The sequence below is a fragment of the Pseudoalteromonas sp. MSK9-3 genome (assembly GCF_003590335.1).
In the GTDB taxonomy this organism is placed as follows: domain Bacteria; phylum Pseudomonadota; class Gammaproteobacteria; order Enterobacterales; family Alteromonadaceae; genus Pseudoalteromonas.
In genome coordinates, this window is the sequence record NZ_MIET01000004.1 from 110,207 (window position 1) to 129,005 (window position 18,799).

The 18,799-nt window shown below is 40.3% G+C and carries 17 protein-coding genes; 9 read left to right on the plus strand and 8 right to left on the minus strand.

The annotated features are described in order from the left end of the window. Nucleotides 1-51 precede the first annotated feature (51 nt). From zipA to BGP78_RS00925, 3 genes are read right to left on the minus strand one after another with little or no spacing between them, the layout of a single operon-like run. On the minus strand, nucleotides 52-777 hold the full coding sequence (zipA, locus tag BGP78_RS00915; protein ID WP_119859639.1) for a cell division protein ZipA: 726 nt from the start codon (nucleotides 775-777) through the stop codon (nucleotides 52-54). 18 nt (nucleotides 778-795) lie between these two features. Further along, entirely contained in the window at nucleotides 796-4,188 is a 3,393-nt protein-coding gene (locus tag BGP78_RS00920) for a chromosome segregation SMC family protein (RefSeq protein ID WP_119859640.1), read from the minus strand. Nucleotides 4,189-4,236: 48 nt separating this feature from the next. Then, entirely contained in the window at nucleotides 4,237-4,968 is a 732-nt protein-coding gene (locus tag BGP78_RS00925) for an RNA methyltransferase (protein ID WP_119859641.1), read from the minus strand. 283 nt (nucleotides 4,969-5,251) lie between these two features. Here BGP78_RS00925 and BGP78_RS00930 point away from each other — a divergent pair, with 283 nt between their 5' ends. Continuing rightward, nucleotides 5,252-5,683 carry a hypothetical protein gene (locus BGP78_RS00930; protein WP_259386068.1) on the plus strand — a complete coding sequence of 144 codons (432 nt, stop codon included), beginning with the start codon at nucleotides 5,252-5,254 and terminating at the stop codon, nucleotides 5,681-5,683. A gap of 83 nt (nucleotides 5,684-5,766) precedes the next feature. Here the strand turns inward: BGP78_RS00930 and BGP78_RS00935 are convergent, their stop codons facing one another. After that, complete coding sequence (locus tag BGP78_RS00935) at nucleotides 5,767-8,268, minus strand: S8 family serine peptidase (protein ID WP_119859642.1); 2,502 nt, start codon at nucleotides 8,266-8,268, stop codon at nucleotides 5,767-5,769. A 536-nt stretch (nucleotides 8,269-8,804) separates the two neighbouring features. Here BGP78_RS00935 and BGP78_RS00940 point away from each other — a divergent pair. The 5 genes from BGP78_RS00940 (at nucleotide 8,805) to BGP78_RS00960 (ending at nucleotide 12,617) form a co-directional block, all read left to right on the plus strand. Next, entirely contained in the window at nucleotides 8,805-9,281 is a 477-nt protein-coding gene (locus BGP78_RS00940) for a curlin subunit CsgB (protein ID WP_182912189.1), read from the plus strand. Between the two features lie 24 nt (nucleotides 9,282-9,305). After that, the gene (locus BGP78_RS00945) at nucleotides 9,306-10,961 is read left to right on the plus strand and encodes a curlin (protein ID WP_119859644.1); all 1,656 of its coding nucleotides are present in this window, start codon (nucleotides 9,306-9,308) and stop codon (nucleotides 10,959-10,961) included. Nucleotides 10,962-11,024: 63 nt separating this feature from the next. Beyond that, nucleotides 11,025-11,408, plus strand: a complete 384-nt coding sequence (locus BGP78_RS00950; protein WP_119859645.1) for a CsgE family curli-type amyloid fiber assembly protein — start codon at nucleotides 11,025-11,027, stop codon at nucleotides 11,406-11,408. Between the two features lies 1 nt (nucleotide 11,409). Further along, entirely contained in the window at nucleotides 11,410-11,826 is a 417-nt protein-coding gene (locus BGP78_RS00955; RefSeq protein ID WP_119859646.1) for a curli assembly protein CsgF, read from the plus strand. Then, entirely contained in the window at nucleotides 11,823-12,617 is a 795-nt protein-coding gene (locus BGP78_RS00960) for a CsgG/HfaB family protein (RefSeq protein ID WP_119859647.1), read from the plus strand. Before BGP78_RS00955 ends, BGP78_RS00960 begins: the two co-directional genes overlap by 4 nt. Nucleotides 12,618-12,781: 164 nt before the next feature. On the opposite strand, the gene BGP78_RS00965 is transcribed toward BGP78_RS00960, so the two are convergent. Then, nucleotides 12,782-13,489 (minus strand): response regulator transcription factor, encoded by a 708-nt coding sequence (locus tag BGP78_RS00965; protein WP_119859648.1) that lies wholly within the window; start codon nucleotides 13,487-13,489, stop codon nucleotides 12,782-12,784. A gap of 406 nt (nucleotides 13,490-13,895) precedes the next feature. Here BGP78_RS00965 and BGP78_RS00970 point away from each other — a divergent pair, with 406 nt between their 5' ends. Continuing rightward, nucleotides 13,896-14,204 carry a hypothetical protein gene (locus tag BGP78_RS00970; protein ID WP_119859649.1) on the plus strand — a complete coding sequence of 103 codons (309 nt, stop codon included), beginning with the start codon at nucleotides 13,896-13,898 and terminating at the stop codon, nucleotides 14,202-14,204. A gap of 99 nt (nucleotides 14,205-14,303) precedes the next feature. On the opposite strand, the gene BGP78_RS00975 is transcribed toward BGP78_RS00970, so the two are convergent. Next, nucleotides 14,304-14,894, minus strand: coding sequence for a CBS domain-containing protein (locus BGP78_RS00975; RefSeq protein ID WP_119859650.1), 591 nt, complete (start codon nucleotides 14,892-14,894; stop codon nucleotides 14,304-14,306). A 55-nt stretch (nucleotides 14,895-14,949) separates the two neighbouring features. Next, nucleotides 14,950-15,210 (minus strand): hypothetical protein, encoded by a 261-nt coding sequence (locus BGP78_RS00980; RefSeq protein ID WP_119859651.1) that lies wholly within the window; start codon nucleotides 15,208-15,210, stop codon nucleotides 14,950-14,952. 321 nt (nucleotides 15,211-15,531) lie between these two features. Between BGP78_RS00980 and cysZ the strand changes: the two genes are divergently transcribed. Then, nucleotides 15,532-16,260: a sulfate transporter CysZ gene (gene cysZ / locus BGP78_RS00985; RefSeq protein ID WP_119859652.1), complete on the plus strand. Its 729-nt coding sequence runs from the start codon at nucleotides 15,532-15,534 to the stop codon at nucleotides 16,258-16,260. A 103-nt stretch (nucleotides 16,261-16,363) separates the two neighbouring features. Next, entirely contained in the window at nucleotides 16,364-17,668 is a 1,305-nt protein-coding gene (locus BGP78_RS00990; protein ID WP_119859653.1) for a glycerophosphodiester phosphodiesterase family protein, read from the plus strand. A 49-nt stretch (nucleotides 17,669-17,717) separates the two neighbouring features. Here the strand turns inward: BGP78_RS00990 and rlmM are convergent, their stop codons facing one another. Beyond that, nucleotides 17,718-18,794 (minus strand): 23S rRNA (cytidine(2498)-2'-O)-methyltransferase RlmM, encoded by a 1,077-nt coding sequence (gene rlmM / locus BGP78_RS00995; protein ID WP_119859654.1) that lies wholly within the window; start codon nucleotides 18,792-18,794, stop codon nucleotides 17,718-17,720. Nucleotides 18,795-18,799: the final 5 nt, after the last annotated feature.

An 18,799-nucleotide genomic window follows, 5' to 3' on the forward strand; every position in this document is an offset into this window, starting at 1 on the left:
GGCGCGGCTACTCGTGGTTTACAAAAATGGCTCTGACGCCCAACACTTTACTTAAACTGCATACTCACGTACTTTTTCAACGTAAGCACGCACTGCATTGACTGACAAAGGCTCACGACTACTGTCTAACACTGTCGCACCAAATTCATCAGCCAGTTTTTTTGCCGCACCGTGCAACATGTTAAATGCAGCGAGACTGTCACCTTCACACGGTAGGGTCATAAAGAGACTAACCCCTGCGGTACCAAACTGTTCCATATTATCAATGTCAAACGTCCCTGGATTGAACATATTAACTAAACGAAATAATACCGGCCCATTACCTGACGGCTCCACATGGCGGTTAAAAAAACCTTCATCTGAGTATTTAAAGCCTAAGCTTAATACTGCAGGTAACAACCTTGAACCTGCCATTGTTAACCCTTCTGGCATAGCAATGTGCAATATAATGAAATCAGATGGTTCTGGTTGCGCCTGTGTGCTTGATTCTGCACCAGAGTCTACCTGCGTATCTTGCTGTGTGTGCACTGTGGCAGTGTCAGCATCTTTAGTCGCAATAGGCTCATCATCTAAGGCAGCAAAGTTCAACTCACCAATGTCTGGTTCATCGTTACTTTGTATTGACGAAGGCTGCTCAACTTGAGGCTCCGCCTCTTGTTCTCGTTGTTGCTCATCCGGTTGGTCCTTTTTACGCACCGACCATAAACCATGGATCAGTAATCCACCAATTACTAATGCGCTGATCACGATTAACGCCCATCTCAATTCTGTGGCCATTGCTCACCTTTTTTATTCTCATGCTTGTGCCATTTGCACTGCTTGTTCTATGTCAACGGCAACCATTCTCGAAACACCAGGTTCCGCCATAGTTACCCCCGTCAGCTTACCAGCCATTTCCATTGCAATTTTGTTATGGCTAATATAAATAAATTGTACCGTTTGAGACATTTCCTCAACTAAACGACAAAAACGTCCGACGTTTGCATCATCTAACGGTGCATCAACCTCATCTAGCATACAAAACGGTGCCGGATTCAGTCTAAAGATCGAAAACACCAATGATAATGCGGTCAGCGCTTTTTCTCCACCACTTAACAGATGAATTGTTGAGTTTTTCTTTCCTGGTGGTCTTGCCATGATGCTCACACCACTTTCTAGCAAGTCATCACTGGTCAACTCTAAGTATGCACTACCCCCTCCAAAAACTTTAGGAAATAACTCTTTTAAATCATCATTTATTTGATCAAATGTCGCCTTAAAGCGAATTTTGGTCTCTTTATCTATTTTTCTGATCGCATTCTCTAATGTTTTTAATGCTGAGGTTAAATCATCAAGTTGGCTATCTAGGTAACGCTTCCTTTCACTGGCTTCATCAAATTCGCTGATTGCCGCTAAGTTTACCGCACCCAAAGCCTGTAATGCGTCCAAAGCTGTATTTAACTGTAATTGTAGCGCGTTAACATTACTATTTTCAGGCAATGTCGCCAAGACGTCATGCACATTTTGCTCTAAACTCTCTAGCGGCTCTAACGCAGCTTGTGCTTTAATCGCCAAACCTTGTTCATCTAATTGATGTTTTTGTAGCAGCTCTCGTAAACGTGCAACCTCACTGGTCGCCCCTTTTAACGCAATTTGCTTTTCTTGTAGCTGCACTTTCGCGTGTTGTAATTGCTGTTGCAGGTCATCTAATATCTTTTGTTGCTTAGACTGACTTGATAGCAATTGCATGATACTGTCATCGATGTCTTTCATCGGCGTAGTTAATCGTTGCAGCTCCTCATTCACTCTTTGAGACTGCTCAAAAGCGAGAGTATAACTTTTTTCACTGTGTACTACTTTTGATTGAATTAATTGCCAAGCGCTTTTAGCTTGCTGCTCTGCGAGCGTCGCTGCATGCAGCTTTTTTAGCCCTAATTCTTTATTAATGAGCGCTTGCTTTTGTTCACTTTTTTTCAGCTCAAATTGTTCTTTAAACTGTAAACATTGAGATTGGCGCTGCGACAGCCTTATCTTGGAATCAGTATACGCTTGCTCTGCATTATTTAAGTCTATTTGATCATTCGCCACATGCCCGTTTAATATTTGCAGCTTGTGCTGCAAAGACTCATAACTTTCAAGCCACTGGCTACTTTGTTGCTTTAGTATTTCATGGCGAGATTGCAATGCCGCAACCTGTTGAGACAACTGATGCACTTGCTCTTTATTATCTGCTTGGGCTGACTGGCAGTCCGCTAATTGCGTTTTGAGTGTTAAAACATCTTGCTCTATTAAAGCTAATTTAGCGACTACGTTAGGTAAACTTTGCTCAAGCGTTCTTAACCGTGCATGTTGGCTTAATATGTTATCTTGCTCGTCATTTTTTACCGTTGCGCGCCAATTTTCTCCATGTAATCCGCCAGATAAATCAATACCAAAAATCCACTGTTCATGCGTATTAAATGACCCGTTATTTTCTATTAGTTGCACTCTGTTTAACAATGATGGGTAAATATCACTTTCAATAAATTGTGCTACCGAGCCTACTTTAGCTTGTTGCTCAAATGGCCAGACCGCATTATCAGCTGGGCTGTCTGTCACGTTTAACGTACTCAACCCTAACAGAGCACGTTCCACCAGCATCTCAAAACCCGCTGTCACTCTTAAAGTACTCAGCAAGTTACGGTGTTCATCTGTATTTGTTACCGCTAAGACTGTCGCCAATGCATCAATATTAGCGATTAAATGCGTATGCGCCTGTTGCTGCTCTATGAGTGCTTGCTGTGCTTCATTGTGCTGCTGAGTAAGGGTGTTTATCTGTGAAGTAAGCGCGTGTCCAGCTGCATGTAATTGAGCAACTTTCTGTGTTTTTTCAACAAGCGCTTGCTGGTCTTGCTTGCTTTTCTCTCGAGGGTCATCGGCAATCAAAGCGGTAACTTGGTCGGTTAGTTCTTGCTGCTTTTCTTGGTTATGCTTGTGAGATTGCTGAGCCTGAATATAGTGCTGTTCTATTTTAGTATGTTCAGCTTGGGATTGTTCAAGTAACCCAATAGACGTCTGCAATTGTATTTCATCAGCTTGGTTTTTTGACAACATCTCATCATGCATGTGTTGATATTCATCTAGCTGCAATTGCGTAATTAACTGACTTTCAATACTCTCTTGTAATTGTTCATGAGATTCTGTTGCTTCAACCTTTAGTGCCATCAGTTGTACCTGAGCGTCCGTTGTGTCTGCTTTATAGATAATCGCCTGCTTTTGAAGCTCACTATGCTTATCCACTAAATGTATTTTCTGCTGCTCAGCCTTGGTTAAATTAGTATGAATTTGATGAATACTGAGTTGTTGTTCTGCGATCCCGTCATTTAAATGTGTTACTTGCCCTTCCAGTGCTGCAAGCACGTCATGATGGCCGCTATGCGCAGTATTTAAAAATGTAATCTCAGATTGTACTTTTGTGATGTGCTGTAGTTTTTGTTGCTGCTTTTGATGAAAGCCCTGCCACTTTAAAACTGCTAATTGACCTTTGTAAGTCCGCTCTTGTTGCTTTAATGCTCGATAAGACTGTGCGTCTTTTGCCTGTATTGCTAAACGATCTAGCTGCAATTGTAGCTCTTTGCGTACATCAAGTAATCGTTCTAAGTTCTCTCGAGTACTTTTAATCCTTGTTTGCGTCTCTCTTCGACGCTCTTTATATTTAGATACGCCCGCAGCCTCTTCAAGAAAAACACGCAACTCTTGGGGTTTACTCTCTATCAGCCGCGAGATCATGCCTTGCTCAATAATTGCGTAACTGCGAGGCCCCAGACCTGTGCCTAAAAAAATATCGGTAATATCTCGCTTACGGCACTTACTGCCATTAAGAAAATACAAGGACTGGCCATCACGCGTCACCAACCTTTTAATTGATACCGTGTTACGGTCGGCTAATGTACCTGGTAAACGCCCTTGGGCATTGTCAAACATCAACTCTACAGATGCTTGTGATATCGGTTTACGGTTTGTTGAGCCATTAAAAATGACATCGGTCATCGCATCACCGCGTAAGTTTTTCGCCGAACTTTCACCGAGCACCCACCGTACCGCATCAATGACATTCGACTTGCCACAGCCATTAGGGCCAACAACACACGTCATCTGATCAATAAAGGGGATTTTTGTTGGCTCAACAAAAGACTTAAAACCCGCAAGTTTAATACTACTTAAGCGCATATGCTAATTAGCTACTCATCAAAATAAAGGGCTATAAATCAAACATCGTTAGTTCTGGCGTTTCATATTATCTAAAATAATACCTGTCGCCATTGCCACATTAAGAGACTCTGCAACACCGAACGCAGGAATGGTAATCGGGGCATTAATGTACTGACCTACAGGTTCACGAATACCGTGTGATTCGCTTCCCATAACGAGTACACCACGCGCAGAAAAAGCTGTGCCATGTACATTTTCGCCATTTAAATATGCGCCATAAATATCACCTGAATAAGACGCTAAAAACTCTGGAAGGTCGCAACGCACAACATCAATACGTACAAAAGAGCCCATCGTAGCACTGATCACTTTGGGATTTAGGTGATCAGCACAATCTTCACTGACAACGACCTGATTTAGTCCATACCAATCAGCCAACCGAATAATCGTACCAAGGTTACCTGGGTCAGACACGCCATCGAGTGCTAATACGATCCCTGACGTATCGACTTCTGCACTTTCAGGAAAAGGGACAATTGCAATCGCTGCGTTATTACTCACTAAAGTGCTGACTTTTGATAAACTGTCACTGTCAGCTTCTGTACAGGTCACGCCTGCTAACTTTGCTGAATGCGCAGATAAAAACTCCGTAGTCGCAAAAAGATGTACTACATTCAACCCAGCATCAAGAAGCTCCAAGATATTTTTCTCACCCTGAACTAAATACTGCTGATGTTGTTTTCTATATTTTTTTTGTGCTAATGCACGTAAGAGTTTCGATTGATTTTTAGAGAGCATAGCTACCTCAATGTCCTGAGGGGTGGATTATACCTGAGCAGAGAAATAATGCGAGAAACACAGAGCTTAGTGTTTATTAAGCTACATATTAGTCTATCGAACGCGATTAAGATGACATAGGTAGATGGCATTTTGCATTCTTATTTAAGGCTCTTGATCGCAGATACAACTCACACACCATAAGCCAACCTTTTATTAAAAATAAAAACAATATATTGACCTAATTATGTCGACAAGATAGATTAGTGCTGCGTTTTATTTTATTAAATAAGGAAAATTAAATATGAAAAAAACAAGTATTGCGCTCATCCTATCAACACTCGCCTTTTCTTCAATGTCTAATGCATCAAATTTAGGTGTTAATATTACAGAAAAACCTAGACCAGGTGTACCCCAAGCACGTTGGACTGACGTGGTTATCGGTGACAATTACGCCCAACACCAAACTGCCAAGTTTAATTATACTGTTTCTAACTACAGCGTATCATTCAACTGGACGACAAATGATGGTGCGACTGGTGGTTGTCATATTTATTATGATGTAAATAGAGATAGCTCAAGTGACTGGGATTACCAGGTAGCTAAAAGACGCTATAACAACACAAAAGAAATGCTACTTAACTTAAAAGCTGGCGATCATTTATTTATCCAATCTGCATTTGCAAGTAATAACACATCTTGTGAAGTCACACTAAAGCACAATATCGGCTTCTAATAAGCATGTAAGAATATTTATCAACACTGCTTAGTTGTAAAAAACAGCGCCACACAGGCGCTGTTTTTATTTCAAAGTTTTAATTAACGAAAGTTAACTGTCACTTCTTGAGAACAAATATCAGCAGATACACAGACTTTGTACACATATTGGTCCTGTGTCGCACGACGAATAAAGTCTCTATATAAGCCAGTATTAGCCGTAGTCGATACTTTTTCACCATCGCGATACACATCGACTGTCTCACTCGTTGCTCCTTGATACGCCAGCTCTATTCGAGCGAAGCCAAGTCGAGTTTTATTAGCGCGTTTTAACTTCAACTCCACAGCTGTCTCAGCCACAGAAACTTCCATAACTTTAGAGTCTGTTAACCCCTCAGCATCCGTCACCGTTAACATGACCTGATAAGTACCGGCTGCCGCATACGCATGCATTGGGCTTTGCTCTGTCGATGTATTGCCGTCACCAAAGTCCCACGCCCAAGATGCAATATCATTGTTCGCATCACGACTACCATCTGTAAAGTTTACCTGCAACAAATCAGACGTATAAGAAAAGTTTGCTTCTGGCGCTGCAGGTGCAACCTCACCAATGCCTGTTAATGTGACAGCCCACTGATTGATTGTCCCTGTATCTTCAGCATAGGTATCGACAACTTTTAAAGTCCAATCACCTTGAGCAACTTCACCGTTAAAGGCACTTGATGCAAATGATTGATTAATATCATCCGCTCCACCACCTGCCTTGTTATGGAGTGTGGCCGTTGTACCTGACGGTGAAGTTAATGTGACTACTAGATCACCAATATACGTGTGTGTAATATCAATCAAAGTATCTGAACCGAATATAGTAATATCATCCGGGATATTAATTACAGATGACACGCCAGTCGGATCATTATCAGGAATATCTACCTTTTCAGTGTTGCTATATTCAAATTCAGTTAACCCTTGTGGGTTTACATAAAGTGATACTTGGCTTTGTTTGGCTAAATCACCACTCGTCGCATCAATTGTGAATGAATAACTGCCCCACGGGGTATCTGCGATTGTGGGTGCACTGAGTGTAAATGAACCACCTGGCTGAACAGTGCTTGCTGATAACACCGCACCATCTAAATCACTGGTTACGGCTAAACTAATATCGCCTGTCCAGCCTGCAATAGCTGAGACTTCAAAGGTGTATGTTGCTGTATCACCTGCAACAATTTCCTGAGATGCCGGTGTTGGCGATAGCCTGAAGCCTGGCGTCGGATCCGCTTGCTCTAGCGCGGTCGCAACATTTAAACGTTTACCAGATACCGTTTTTCCAGCTAATGCCGCATTATCATCTCCTGAATTCATCAGCAATGCTTTAAGCTCAGCTGTTGTTAAGTCTGGATTAACAGATAAAGCTAGTGCAGCCGCACCCGCAACATGTGGTGTTGCCATAGATGTACCTGAAAAGCTGTCATAGCCACCACCAGGAACCGTCGATACAATCGCTGAACCAGGCGCACCTAAATCAACACTGGTTAAACCCCATTGCGAGAAGCTAGACATAGCATCAGTATGCGTGGTGCTTGCTACTGATAAGACTGACTCATGCTCATAGCTTGATGGATAGTGTGGGTTTGAATCATTATCAACCGCGCTATTACCAGCCGCTGCGACAAATAAAATACCCGCCTCTTCAGACGCAGTTAATGCATCAGACAATGCTTGGCTAAAACCACCACCACCCCAGCTATTATTTGATACTCGAACATCAACACCTGCATTTTTAAGCCCGACTAAATAGTCAATACACTTAATGGCATTAGCAGAAGAACCACTCCCGCTTGAGTCTAAAAATTTACAGCCAACAATAGAAACTTGTTGGTTTACCCCAACCACGCCTACGCCGTCATTACCCACGGCACCAATAGTCCCTGCAACATGAGAACCATGGCCTTGATCATCCATTGGATCCCCAGCATCGGTAATGGCATTTATGCCATGTACGTCGTCAATAAAGCCGTTATTGTCATTATCAATGCCATCCCCTGCAATTTCATTTGGATTAATCCACATATTTGCAGCAAGATCTGGGTGCGTATGGTCAACACCAGTGTCAATAACACCCACAATGACATCTCGACTACCAATAGAAATATCCCATGCTTCTACCGCGTCAATATCTGCGTCAGCCGTACCACCCGTTTGACCTGTGTTATGAAGACCCCACAGTTCAGAAAACTTAGGATCATCTGGCATCGCTTGGATTGATAATTGATAGTTTGGCTCAACATATTGGACTGCGGCGTGAGATGCAAGCGCCTTTATTGCCGCTTTAGGATTGGTTTTATCAAGCTTAAATTGAGCTAAGCGGCCTTTAAGTACATTTTTATAGCCATCATCAACTTCATCTTTATTTACATCAGTGATTTTTGCATTCACTAATTGGCGTGCAGCTAGCCTTTGCGCTTTGCTTGCACTTTCTTTAAATACGACGATAACAGAATCGTCAGCCGCGCTCATTCGCTCTGTATTAGTATTCATATTGATCGCAGCCTGTGAAAGGCAAGGTAATAACGCAAGCGTCAGGGCAGATAGTTTTAATTTCATTGTTAGATCCAGTATTTTCTCATAACGTTAAATACGACAGAGTCTCGTCTTTGACGTTATTAATTAATTTTAAAGTGTTACATCACACTCGTTTTTGGATCTCTCAATATCAACAGAAGCCCTATGTTCCATGTGACTTTTTTGAACGTAGCCTTATATATCGAGCTACAGCAAACAGGACACATTACTAGGTCAGCATTCCTAGTAAAAACATAAGGTATTTAATATAAGCAACGCTATTAGATAACAATAAAAAGATTGAAGCTGCAAGCGTAAAACTGAAAAACAGTAAAAACAGATTAGTCTTATTTATAAATACATTATTTTAACAAAATAGTATGAAGTTAAGCAGTTTTCACCCTCTCTAAAACCCAACCTTTTTTACTGAAAAAGTAAAAAAACTCAAAGCAGACACTTAAAGCATTGACTTTAAAGAATAAATAAATCAAAAAAATTACCTATATATTATCCATTACGGCTTTATTACAGTGAACTCAAGTCATTAAAACAGACGCACGAAAAATAAAATGGTTACAATGAGATACAAAAACATAACAAAAAAGAATCAAGCTCTATCACAGAGCTGCTTTGCTTCATTGCTATGTACCATACTATCTTGTGTATCGTTAAAAATTAGTGCCAGCGACTATGACTTAAAAGAGTCTCCTTTATCAGTCAGTATACATCCGTCTTTTTTATCTAAAGCACAACACATCCACACCAATGCTTTAGTAAATCAAATCGGTACATTTAATAAAGCAACAATATTTCAATCTAACGACGAATTGAACTCAATTAACGTACAACAGCTTGGTACAGGTAACCTTGCCGACATTACACAATTGGGCTCAAACAACCGCATCAACCTTTTGCAACAAGGCAGTTATAACTCAGCTGTGATAATTCAAGAAGGCCATGCCAACATCGTCAACTTAACGCAATTAGGGCAACAGTCATTCATTATTCATCAGCAGGGTAATGATATGGTCGTAGATGTCAGCGTTACAAAATAATTCAATATAGAACAGGATATTACTATGCTAAAAAAATCTCTAATTACATGTGCCGTTGCATTGGCGCTAGGTTATGGCAACGTAGCTATAGCAAATGACTCAAAAGACACTAGCCATTCAATTACGTCTGACTTTATGGCAAATGCACAACAAAACAAAGTGGAGATCTCACAAAAATCAATTAACCCAGCCAGGGGTAACAACGCAACGGTAGAGCAAACAGGTAATATTAATGGTGCTCAGTTGGCCGTTGAAGGTGATGACAACCAATTAAGCTCAGTACAGGCTGGTGATAATAACTTACAAACAACCAGCGTAAATGGTAACAGTAATCATATTGCTAATAATCAAAATGGTAGCGATGCTAAAACTCAAATTGAAATCGCTGGTAACGCTAACATGCTTGCTATCACGCAAGAAGGCGCTGCGGGTTTAGGCAATATTGGCAGTCAAGTAATAACCACTATTAATGGTGATGACAACCTCATTAGCATAGAACAAGGCGACGGCGGCCATTGGGCATTCATCAGAGACTTACAAGGCAATGAAAATGAAATAAACGTTGTCCAAAATGGTGAATGGGGTGAAGTTCACCTAAATAGCATCGTAGGCGATGACAACGAAATCGACGTTGAGCAAGATGGCTTTTGGAATATAGCGACGATTGAATCGCTACAGGGCGAAGAAAATGAAATTGACTTCGAACAAGTCGGTGACAGAAACCGCCTGACCATTGATGCATTATCAGGTGATGATAACGACATCAAAGTAGAGCAAATTGGTAATAATAATGGCGTTGAAGTATCCGGTATTTTCGGCCTAGATCAGAGTATTTCTATAGAACAGCGTGGTAATGACAATAAACTCACTAGCGTTGATATTACTGGTGATGAGAATGATATCAGAGCAAGCCAAGTTGGTAACGAAAACACGATAGAACTAGCCGCTGGTGTTAGAGGTAATGACAACAACCTATATTTAGAGCAAAATGGTGATACTAATAGCGTAACAAGTGGTTTGTTCGCCGGAAATGATAATAAAGTATCCGCCGACCAAACAGGCTTAAGTAATCAGCTACAATTCGATGTTCAAGGCAATAATAATGAATTGAATGTCACGCAAAGTGGTAACGATAATGCAGCGTATTTAGGGGTTGCTGGAGATAACAATACCTTCTCTGCAATTCAAGAAGAGCAAGACAACAATACGCATATCGCTAACTTTAATGGTTCGGATAATAACTTCCAAACTATTCAAATAGCAGGCACTGGTAATCACGCAACAATTCAAACGTCTTACCCTGACACGTCTTTAGAAACATCGTCAAATAGCATTCAACTTTCACAAATTGGCAGTGACAATGACACGAGTATTACCTTAAGCAGTGTTGTTCCTAGCAATGATAATTCAATTGTGACAAGCCAACTTGGTGATCTGAATGCGTTAGACCTTATGCTTGAAGGCACCGGTAATAGCGTAGACATTGCGCAAGTGGGTGACATGAACGTTGTGGCTGGTATCGATAATGGCGCTTTCTTATTAGCTGGTAATGATTTGAGTTTAACAATCAGCCAGACAGGTACTGGTAACTTAGTTGAAGGCGGTATGTCGCAACTTAACGGTGATGTATCAGTTACCCAAGTCGGTGATTTCAACACCACAACCATTACGCAAAAGTAACTTTAGTATGACTGAGCAGTGTGAAAACTTCACACTGCTTTTCTAATAATAAAAGTGGTCATTATGAATGCTGTACTGAAACATTTCTTTTTCATAATTTGTATTATCACCAGCCCATTGCATGCCAAGGAAGAAATTGGTGGCTTTTTACTTGACCAAAGCATCAGCCGCTCCGGTTATGAGTTTTACACCCAATTAAGTATGCTATGGCAAGACATTCCCAATACGTCCGGTGCAAATGTCGTAATTAAAGAAACATTAATTCCACGTGCTGGGACTGTATTAACGGTAGAGCTCAATAATACCATTGTTTACAAAACATTCATGGGTAGGCGACTCAAGCCCATTGATGAACAAGTCGAGCAAGCAGCCATAACACTCGTCAATCTTATTACCTCAAATAACTTTAGTGAATTTAGCCAAGATATGGCTATCAGTGGTCTTTAACATGAAAAAAATAATAATATTAACGGCTCTTTTTTGCCCGTCTTTATTGCTGGCCAGTGAGCTTGTTTATACACCCATTAACCCAAGCTTTGGTGGTAGCCCGCTCAACGCAAGCATGCTGCTCAACAAAGCCCAATCACAAAACAAACACAAAGCCCATACGGTTGAAAAAACCTATGCCGAGCGGCTTCAAGAGTCTCTAGAACGTTCATACATAAATAAAATCGTGCGTGAACTCACAGATTTAGCATTTGGTGAAGATCCTACTGATAATGTATTTGGACAAGACTCAACGTTTGTCAGTGGGGATTATGAGATTAAAATGATCACCAGCAACTCAGACAGTATTACTGTGCAAATTACCAACCTCATAAATGGTGAGATCACTACCATAGAAGTACCAAGGTTTACACCATGAAAAAGCAGACAATAAAAACAACATTCATTACCTTATTACTAGGAGCAACGGTAGGCTGTTCAAGCTTATCCCAGGTCCTTCCCCCAGATATTAAGATTGCTCAAACATTAGAACAAACAGACACATTTTCAGAATTACAAACATTACCACCGCCAATGGGCAGTATACCTGTCTCAGTGTATTCATTTAGAGACCAAACGGGGCAATACAAACCCATTGCCAATGTCAGTTCATTTTCAACCGCAGTCACTCAAGGAGCGTCTGCGATCCTAGTACAAGCTTTAAACGAAACCGACTGGTTCATTCCTGTTGAGCGAGAAGGATTACAAAATATCCTTACTGAGCGCAAGATAATACGAGCTGCACAAGATACGAACAATGGAAAAGCAGATAAACTCCCCCCTCTTAAAACCGCAAAAATTCTTATCGAAGGCGGTATAATCAGCTACGACTCTAATACCAAAACCGGGGGGCTTGGCGCGGAGTATTTTGGGATAAGCACTTCAGAGTTATACCGTGAAGATGTTATATCGATTTACATGCGTGCAGTAGATGTCAGAACTGGTGTAGTACTAACATCTGTTGCAACGACAAAAACAGTACTCAGCCATGAAGTGAGAGCTGGATTTTTCCGCTTTGTCAGTTATAAGCGACTCGCAGAGGCTGAGGCGGGTTACACTAATAATGAGCCTATGCATATTTGTGTCAAACAAGCGATAGAAAAAGCACTCGTGAATTTAATCAAAAGCGGTATCAAAAAAAGGATTTGGTCTCCAAAGGTGACAACCTAGCAAGTCTGAATTAAAAGGTAATAGAGACATTAAAACATATAAAATCAGACAATGACTAAGGAATGCCCCACAGCACAGTCGCTTTATATAATTTGAGACGAAAGCGATTTCTCAATTGTCTAAAAAGAACTGTGCTGAAATACGGCACTTACATCGAGTGCCTCTTAATTAGTATGATAACGAGTTAATGCATCAGGAAAAAATTGCCTAGCCCAATTCAATAATTCGATGCGATTTCGAGACTTAGTTTTTTTAAAGGCACTGTAGAGATGGGTTTTTACTGTATGATCACTGATGTGTAGCTTATTGGCTATTTCTTTATTTTGAGCCCCTTCAGCAATTAACTTAATAATCGTTTTTTCGCGCTTTGTTAAATTATACGTGGACTCATCAATCTCAGCTTGCGGCACAGTACTTTTAGTCTGTATATGCTCACTCAACAGTTCTGAGAAAGTGCTGCTAATAATACTGCGACGAAACCATAGTTCACCGTCGAGTATTGCTCTGATACTTTTTAACTGTACATCCGGCTTATCAGTTTCATATATAATACCTTTAATTCCAGCTAACAATGCACTTCTCTCTGATACAGCCCCATCCCTGACATTCATTAAAACGATAGGCCTCTTTTTAGCAAGTGTATTAATATTCTTCGGTATATACTCTGTCCACTTCACTGTCGCCATATCAATAAAAGTAACTTGTTCTGTCGCATCACATCCTACTTGTTCTGCTATAAATTCAAAGTTTTCCAAAAACACATTTTCAACATCTAACATCAGTAAAATACTACGTAAGTAATAAAGGTTACTCTGCTCTTTGATTGTTTGCTGTGCTGTGATAATTGTTGCCATTCGCGCAGCTTTTCCCATGTGATTGCCTTTTTCTTTTTCCACAAGTTCACAATGAACTTATTTCTGGTCCGATAAGATTAAAACTACACAAAAAAAACATATATGTAAATATTATGTTTTATTACAAAATAATTTATATAAAGCAATAATTAACCCTTTCTATAAATTAAAAGCATCCAATTTATAGCGTTACAAAAACAACCCCCTTTAAAAAAGCAAAAAACACTTCACATTTTTTTACATTACCCATGAGAAATAATAAACTCAGGTTAAAATAAGAGCGCTATACCATCATTTATCTATACATCCCTATAAAGATATCAATTCCTTTTATTGAACTTCTAGAGTCTTTCGCTAAAGTTATACTCATTCAGGTCGATACCCTTTGTGCATTCTCTAATAATTTGTAAAAGGCTTTCGTTGGATGGATATCGAATTAATCGTCGTTACGCTTAATCTTATCGTATTAGTTTTCGCATATGGGGTACTAAACCCTACCTTTTCTGGGCGAGACCTCATCAAAGTGCTAACGCAAGATCTCATCGCTTTAAGCGTTTCGCTCATGGTGGTGGGCTTTTATTTCGCCAATAAACAACTTAGCTTTACTTTACTTATGGTTGACGTTGGTTGGTTCTGGTTTACCTTGCTTACCTTTCTAGCTTTAAAAACTCCTTTATTTTTATGGTATGCCAAACGGTGGAATATAGAACTCCGTATTCATCTTAAGTCATGAAAAAGGCGCCTTTCGACGCCTTGGTTTTTTCTTTAATTTACATTACTTTTGGAAATCAAACTATGTGGCACATTAAAGCCCCCCACTGTCCGAAATAGGTTATATCTCACTGTGATGCCACAGAGAGTCAATAATCTCGCTAAATGTCCCAGCCAATTTTGCTTGGCGTACGGGGCACGCCACCTGCTTAGCTAAACGGATCAAGTCAAAATACCCACATAGCTTATTACTTGGCTTATCCATAACGAACAAAAATTCATGCCCAGCACTTTGCATGGTTTGTAGAATATCGCCAACGTATGAGTGTTCAATGGTATGCCGCGGCACTGTATGTAATTGCACAAGTGGGACCATCACGTGTGAAACCATAAGATCATCACGTTTTAGCCCTAATTTTGCGGCAACTTTTAATACATAACTACTGGAGAGTCTCGCTTTTGAAATGATCCCCTGAAAGACATTACGCTCATTAACAACCAAGCACGTTCGCATATAGGTTTTATTAAGTATGAGTAATGCATCGTTTAACCCCGTATTACCATCAATGGTAGTTGGGTGTATCAAATCAAGATTCTGCATTGCATCACACGCAGGGCTTTCTAACGTTAAGTTTGGTGCATTTTGATGGCATAGCGCAGTCATAGGGTATTCAGATAGTTTTTCAGTATGTACTGATATATAAGTAGACATAGTCTCACCTGTTAATAAATTAAGCTTTCGACAAAAAATAAAGTGCGTTTAAAACTTAAATAACAGGTGGGGCTCGAATTATTGTGTAACTACGGGTGTACTGGATAAATACATCACGATTATCATCGCTAATATCACAATTTGCTTTCAGGCTGACTTTTGACGGCTCTGTCGCAAGGAAATCTTGAGGGTCAAATTCTTGAGGGTTAGTATCGTCATACGTAATAGTTTGCTGCTGATAATGCGTTTCTGTAGAGGCGTAACTAGGCTGCGTACTTGTTATCAACAATAACAAAACACTAAGCCAAGATATCATTAGCCACCGAGAAAACTGCACGCTTACAACACTCCAAATTCAGACGAAGTACCTTTAAAGTTCTTATTCTAGTGTATGGGCACCATAGAAATTAAACAAGGCTACATTTATTAAAAATACCAGAGTCACACAGACTCATGTAACTCAACAGAACCACAAAATTAAAAATAAAAACTTTACTATCATAAATATATACTTTTTATTAATATAAAGAACCATGAAATATTGCAATAGTTTGTTACGTAATAAGGCTTACTTAGCTACATTAGTAAGATATACTACCCCGATAAATAGACCAAACAACATTCATTGAGGTGTCGAGTGCAGTTAGCCCAAGGTATGGAATACTTTTTTTCTGGCTTTTCATTAATCACGCAAAAAGGCTTAAAGCGCTTCGTCTTTATTCCATTGGTTATTAATATTTTACTCTTTGGTAGCTCATTGTTTTTCTTATACGATTGGCTCGTACAAGGTTTTGACTACCTAAGCACACTTTTACCTGGCTGGTTAAGTTGGCTCGAATGGTTAATGTGGCCAATTGCTGTATTAGTCATCTTATTCAGTTACTCCATGATATTTACCGTGATCACAAATTTTATTGCAGCCCCATTTAATGGCTTACTCAGCGAGAAAGTAGAGTTATATTTGACGGGCCAACCAATAAACGATGATAGCCTCAGCGATACGTTAAAAGATGTACCTCGCATGTTCGCCCGAGAATGGACAAAGCTTTGTTACTATATTCCTAGGGCACTTGGCTTTTTCATCTTGCTATGGGTATTGCCCATTTTTGGTCAAATTTTATGGATCTTATTCACCTGCTGGATGTATAACGTACAATATAATGATTACCCTTTTGATAACCACAAAATCCACTTTAAACAGATGAAAGCTGACTTAAAAGCGAAACAGGGTTTATCTTATGGGTTTGGCTTTGCTGTATTTATATTAACGTCAATTCCATTTATTAACTTAATTGTTATGCCTGTGGCTGTATGTGGTGCGACCAAGTTGTGGGTCGAAAATTACAGAGTAAACTACCGCACGTAAATAGGCTATTCTCAATCAAATCAAGCTGTCACGTGTTTGTCACGTTAAGCCTATAATTTATGTAGATAAACTATAGGCTTAACCTTAAAAGTGAATAGCAATAATGAACACTAAATGCTTTTTGATCTTCAGTGCACTACTTATAAATGGTTGTGCAAGCGACTCTGATCTCATAACCGTTCTCCCTACAACCAAAAAAAATAAAAACAGCGACTTGACCACAGAGCCAGTCCCGCTACTAAATACAGTGCAAGTTGGTACTCGACCTCAGTTTTTGGTTAACCAACTTGATGAGGGCGCATTAAAAAACAAGCTTGCGGCATGCCAAAATGGGCCTTTTTATAAAACCGACTTTTCAATTGGCCACCGCGGTGCCCCTATGCAATACCCAGAGCACACTAAAGAGTCATATGTGGCTGCGGCCAAAATGGGTGCTGGTATCCTTGAATGTGATGTTACTTTCACCAAAGATAAAGCCCTTGTTTGCCGCCACTCACAATGTGATTTGCATACCACGACAAATATTTTAAGTATTCCTGAGCTTGCCAATAAGTGTAGCGAGCCTTTTACACCCGCAGATCCTGCACAACAAGTCGCCGCTTCGGCAAAATGTTGTACTTCAGATATTACATTGGCTGAATTTAAACAACTTAGCGGAAAAATGGACAGTGCCAACCCACAAGCTACAAATGTCATTGATTATCAGGATGGTACCGCCAATTGGCGTACGGATCTTTATGCGACGCAGGGAACATTATTAACACATAAAGAAAGCATTGCCTTATTTGAATCATTAGATGTAAAAATGACCCCAGAGCTTAAATCTGCTAGCGTACAAATGCCATTCGACGGGATGTCTCAAGCAATGTATGCACAAAAAATGCTGGATGAGTATGAAGAAATGGGCATCGCACCAGCTAAGGTTTTCCCTCAATCATTTAACTTAGCCGATGTCAGGTATTGGCTAGACAATGCGCCTTTATTTGCAACGCAAGCTGTCTACCTTGATGGTCGCTACAGTACCCCAGGATTCAACCCCCTCAATGAACAAACTTGGCAACCAAGCATGGCACAGTTGGTCAACGACGGTGTCAAAATCATCGCACCACCACTGTGGGTACTTGTTACGTTAGATGCTCAAAACCAAATTGTGCCATCACCATACGCTATCGCGGCAAAACAAGCAGGATTAAAAATTATCACCTGGACTTTAGAACGTTCAGCACCATTGGAAAGTGGTGGCGGTTGGTATTATCACTCTATTACCGATGCAATAAATAGCGATGATGATGCACTGGTTTTACTCGATGTATTGGCTCAACAAGTTGGCGTGATGGGTGTGTTCAGCGATTGGCCGGCAACGACAACTTATTACGCAAGTTGTATGGAAATGCAAAGAGTTAATTAATCACACAACGCACGCATAAAAAAAGGGCCTATAGCCCTTTTTTTATGCGTTATTTTTTACCCAGCTTTTTGACTTGTATATGAACAGTCACTTCTTCTCTATCATGGTATAAATGCTTAGCTTGCAGACGGTAATCAACGTCATATTCAGCCAACTCTTCATGAATTAACGTTAAACACTCATACACTGTATCAAAACGCTTTTTCATAGGGAGTTTGAGGTTAAATATAAGCTCTTTCGCATACCCGTTAACAATCCAATCCAACATCAGGTTCGCAACTTTCAATGGTTTTTCTATCATATCGCAGACTAACCAAGTGACATTTTTCTTTTCCGGTAAGTACTTAAAACCATCAACCGTATAGTGCTTAACTTGGCCAGACTCCATTAGTGCTTCATTCATAGGTCCATTATCAATCGCTGTCACAAACATACCACGACGCACTAATTGGTATGTCCAGCCACCAGGGCACGCACCCAAATCAACGGCTTTCATGCCCGGTTCAACACGCCCTGCTACGTCCGTTTTTCCAATGAATACATTAAATGCTTCGTCTAATTTCAACGTTGAACGACTTGGTGCATCGCTGGGCATACGTAAACGCGGGATCCCCATAAAAAATGGCGAATTGTTGGTACTGAAAGAATACCCCACATACGCGGTATCATTCGCTAAAAATAATACGTGTAGCACTGGCTTGGTGGGTTTATGCTCTCGCGTTAACTTATTCTGTTTTTCTAAACTTTTAGACAGAGGCGTTGAGAATTTTTTACAGAACTTAGAAAGCTCTTTTCCCTCATTGGTATCGGGAGTTTCCACTCTTAAATCGCCACAAAGCGGAAAATCGCCAACAACAGCTTTGATTTCACTCACACGATCTTCAACAGGCATATTGCTCAGTAACACCCCAGTAAACCACTGCCTAGCAAATACTAAACTTTTGAAATCTACTTTTTTTACCAACAACTCTGCCTGTTGTGGATCAAAACACTCAAAGATCACAAAACCGGTATTGGGTTTCGCTTTTACATAGCCGGCAACAGCTTGCAAAGCAGCATGATGGTTAATTTCTGCAGCGGCATCACTTTCAAACCCACTACGACAATAAATAACGACACTCGACATCTGCG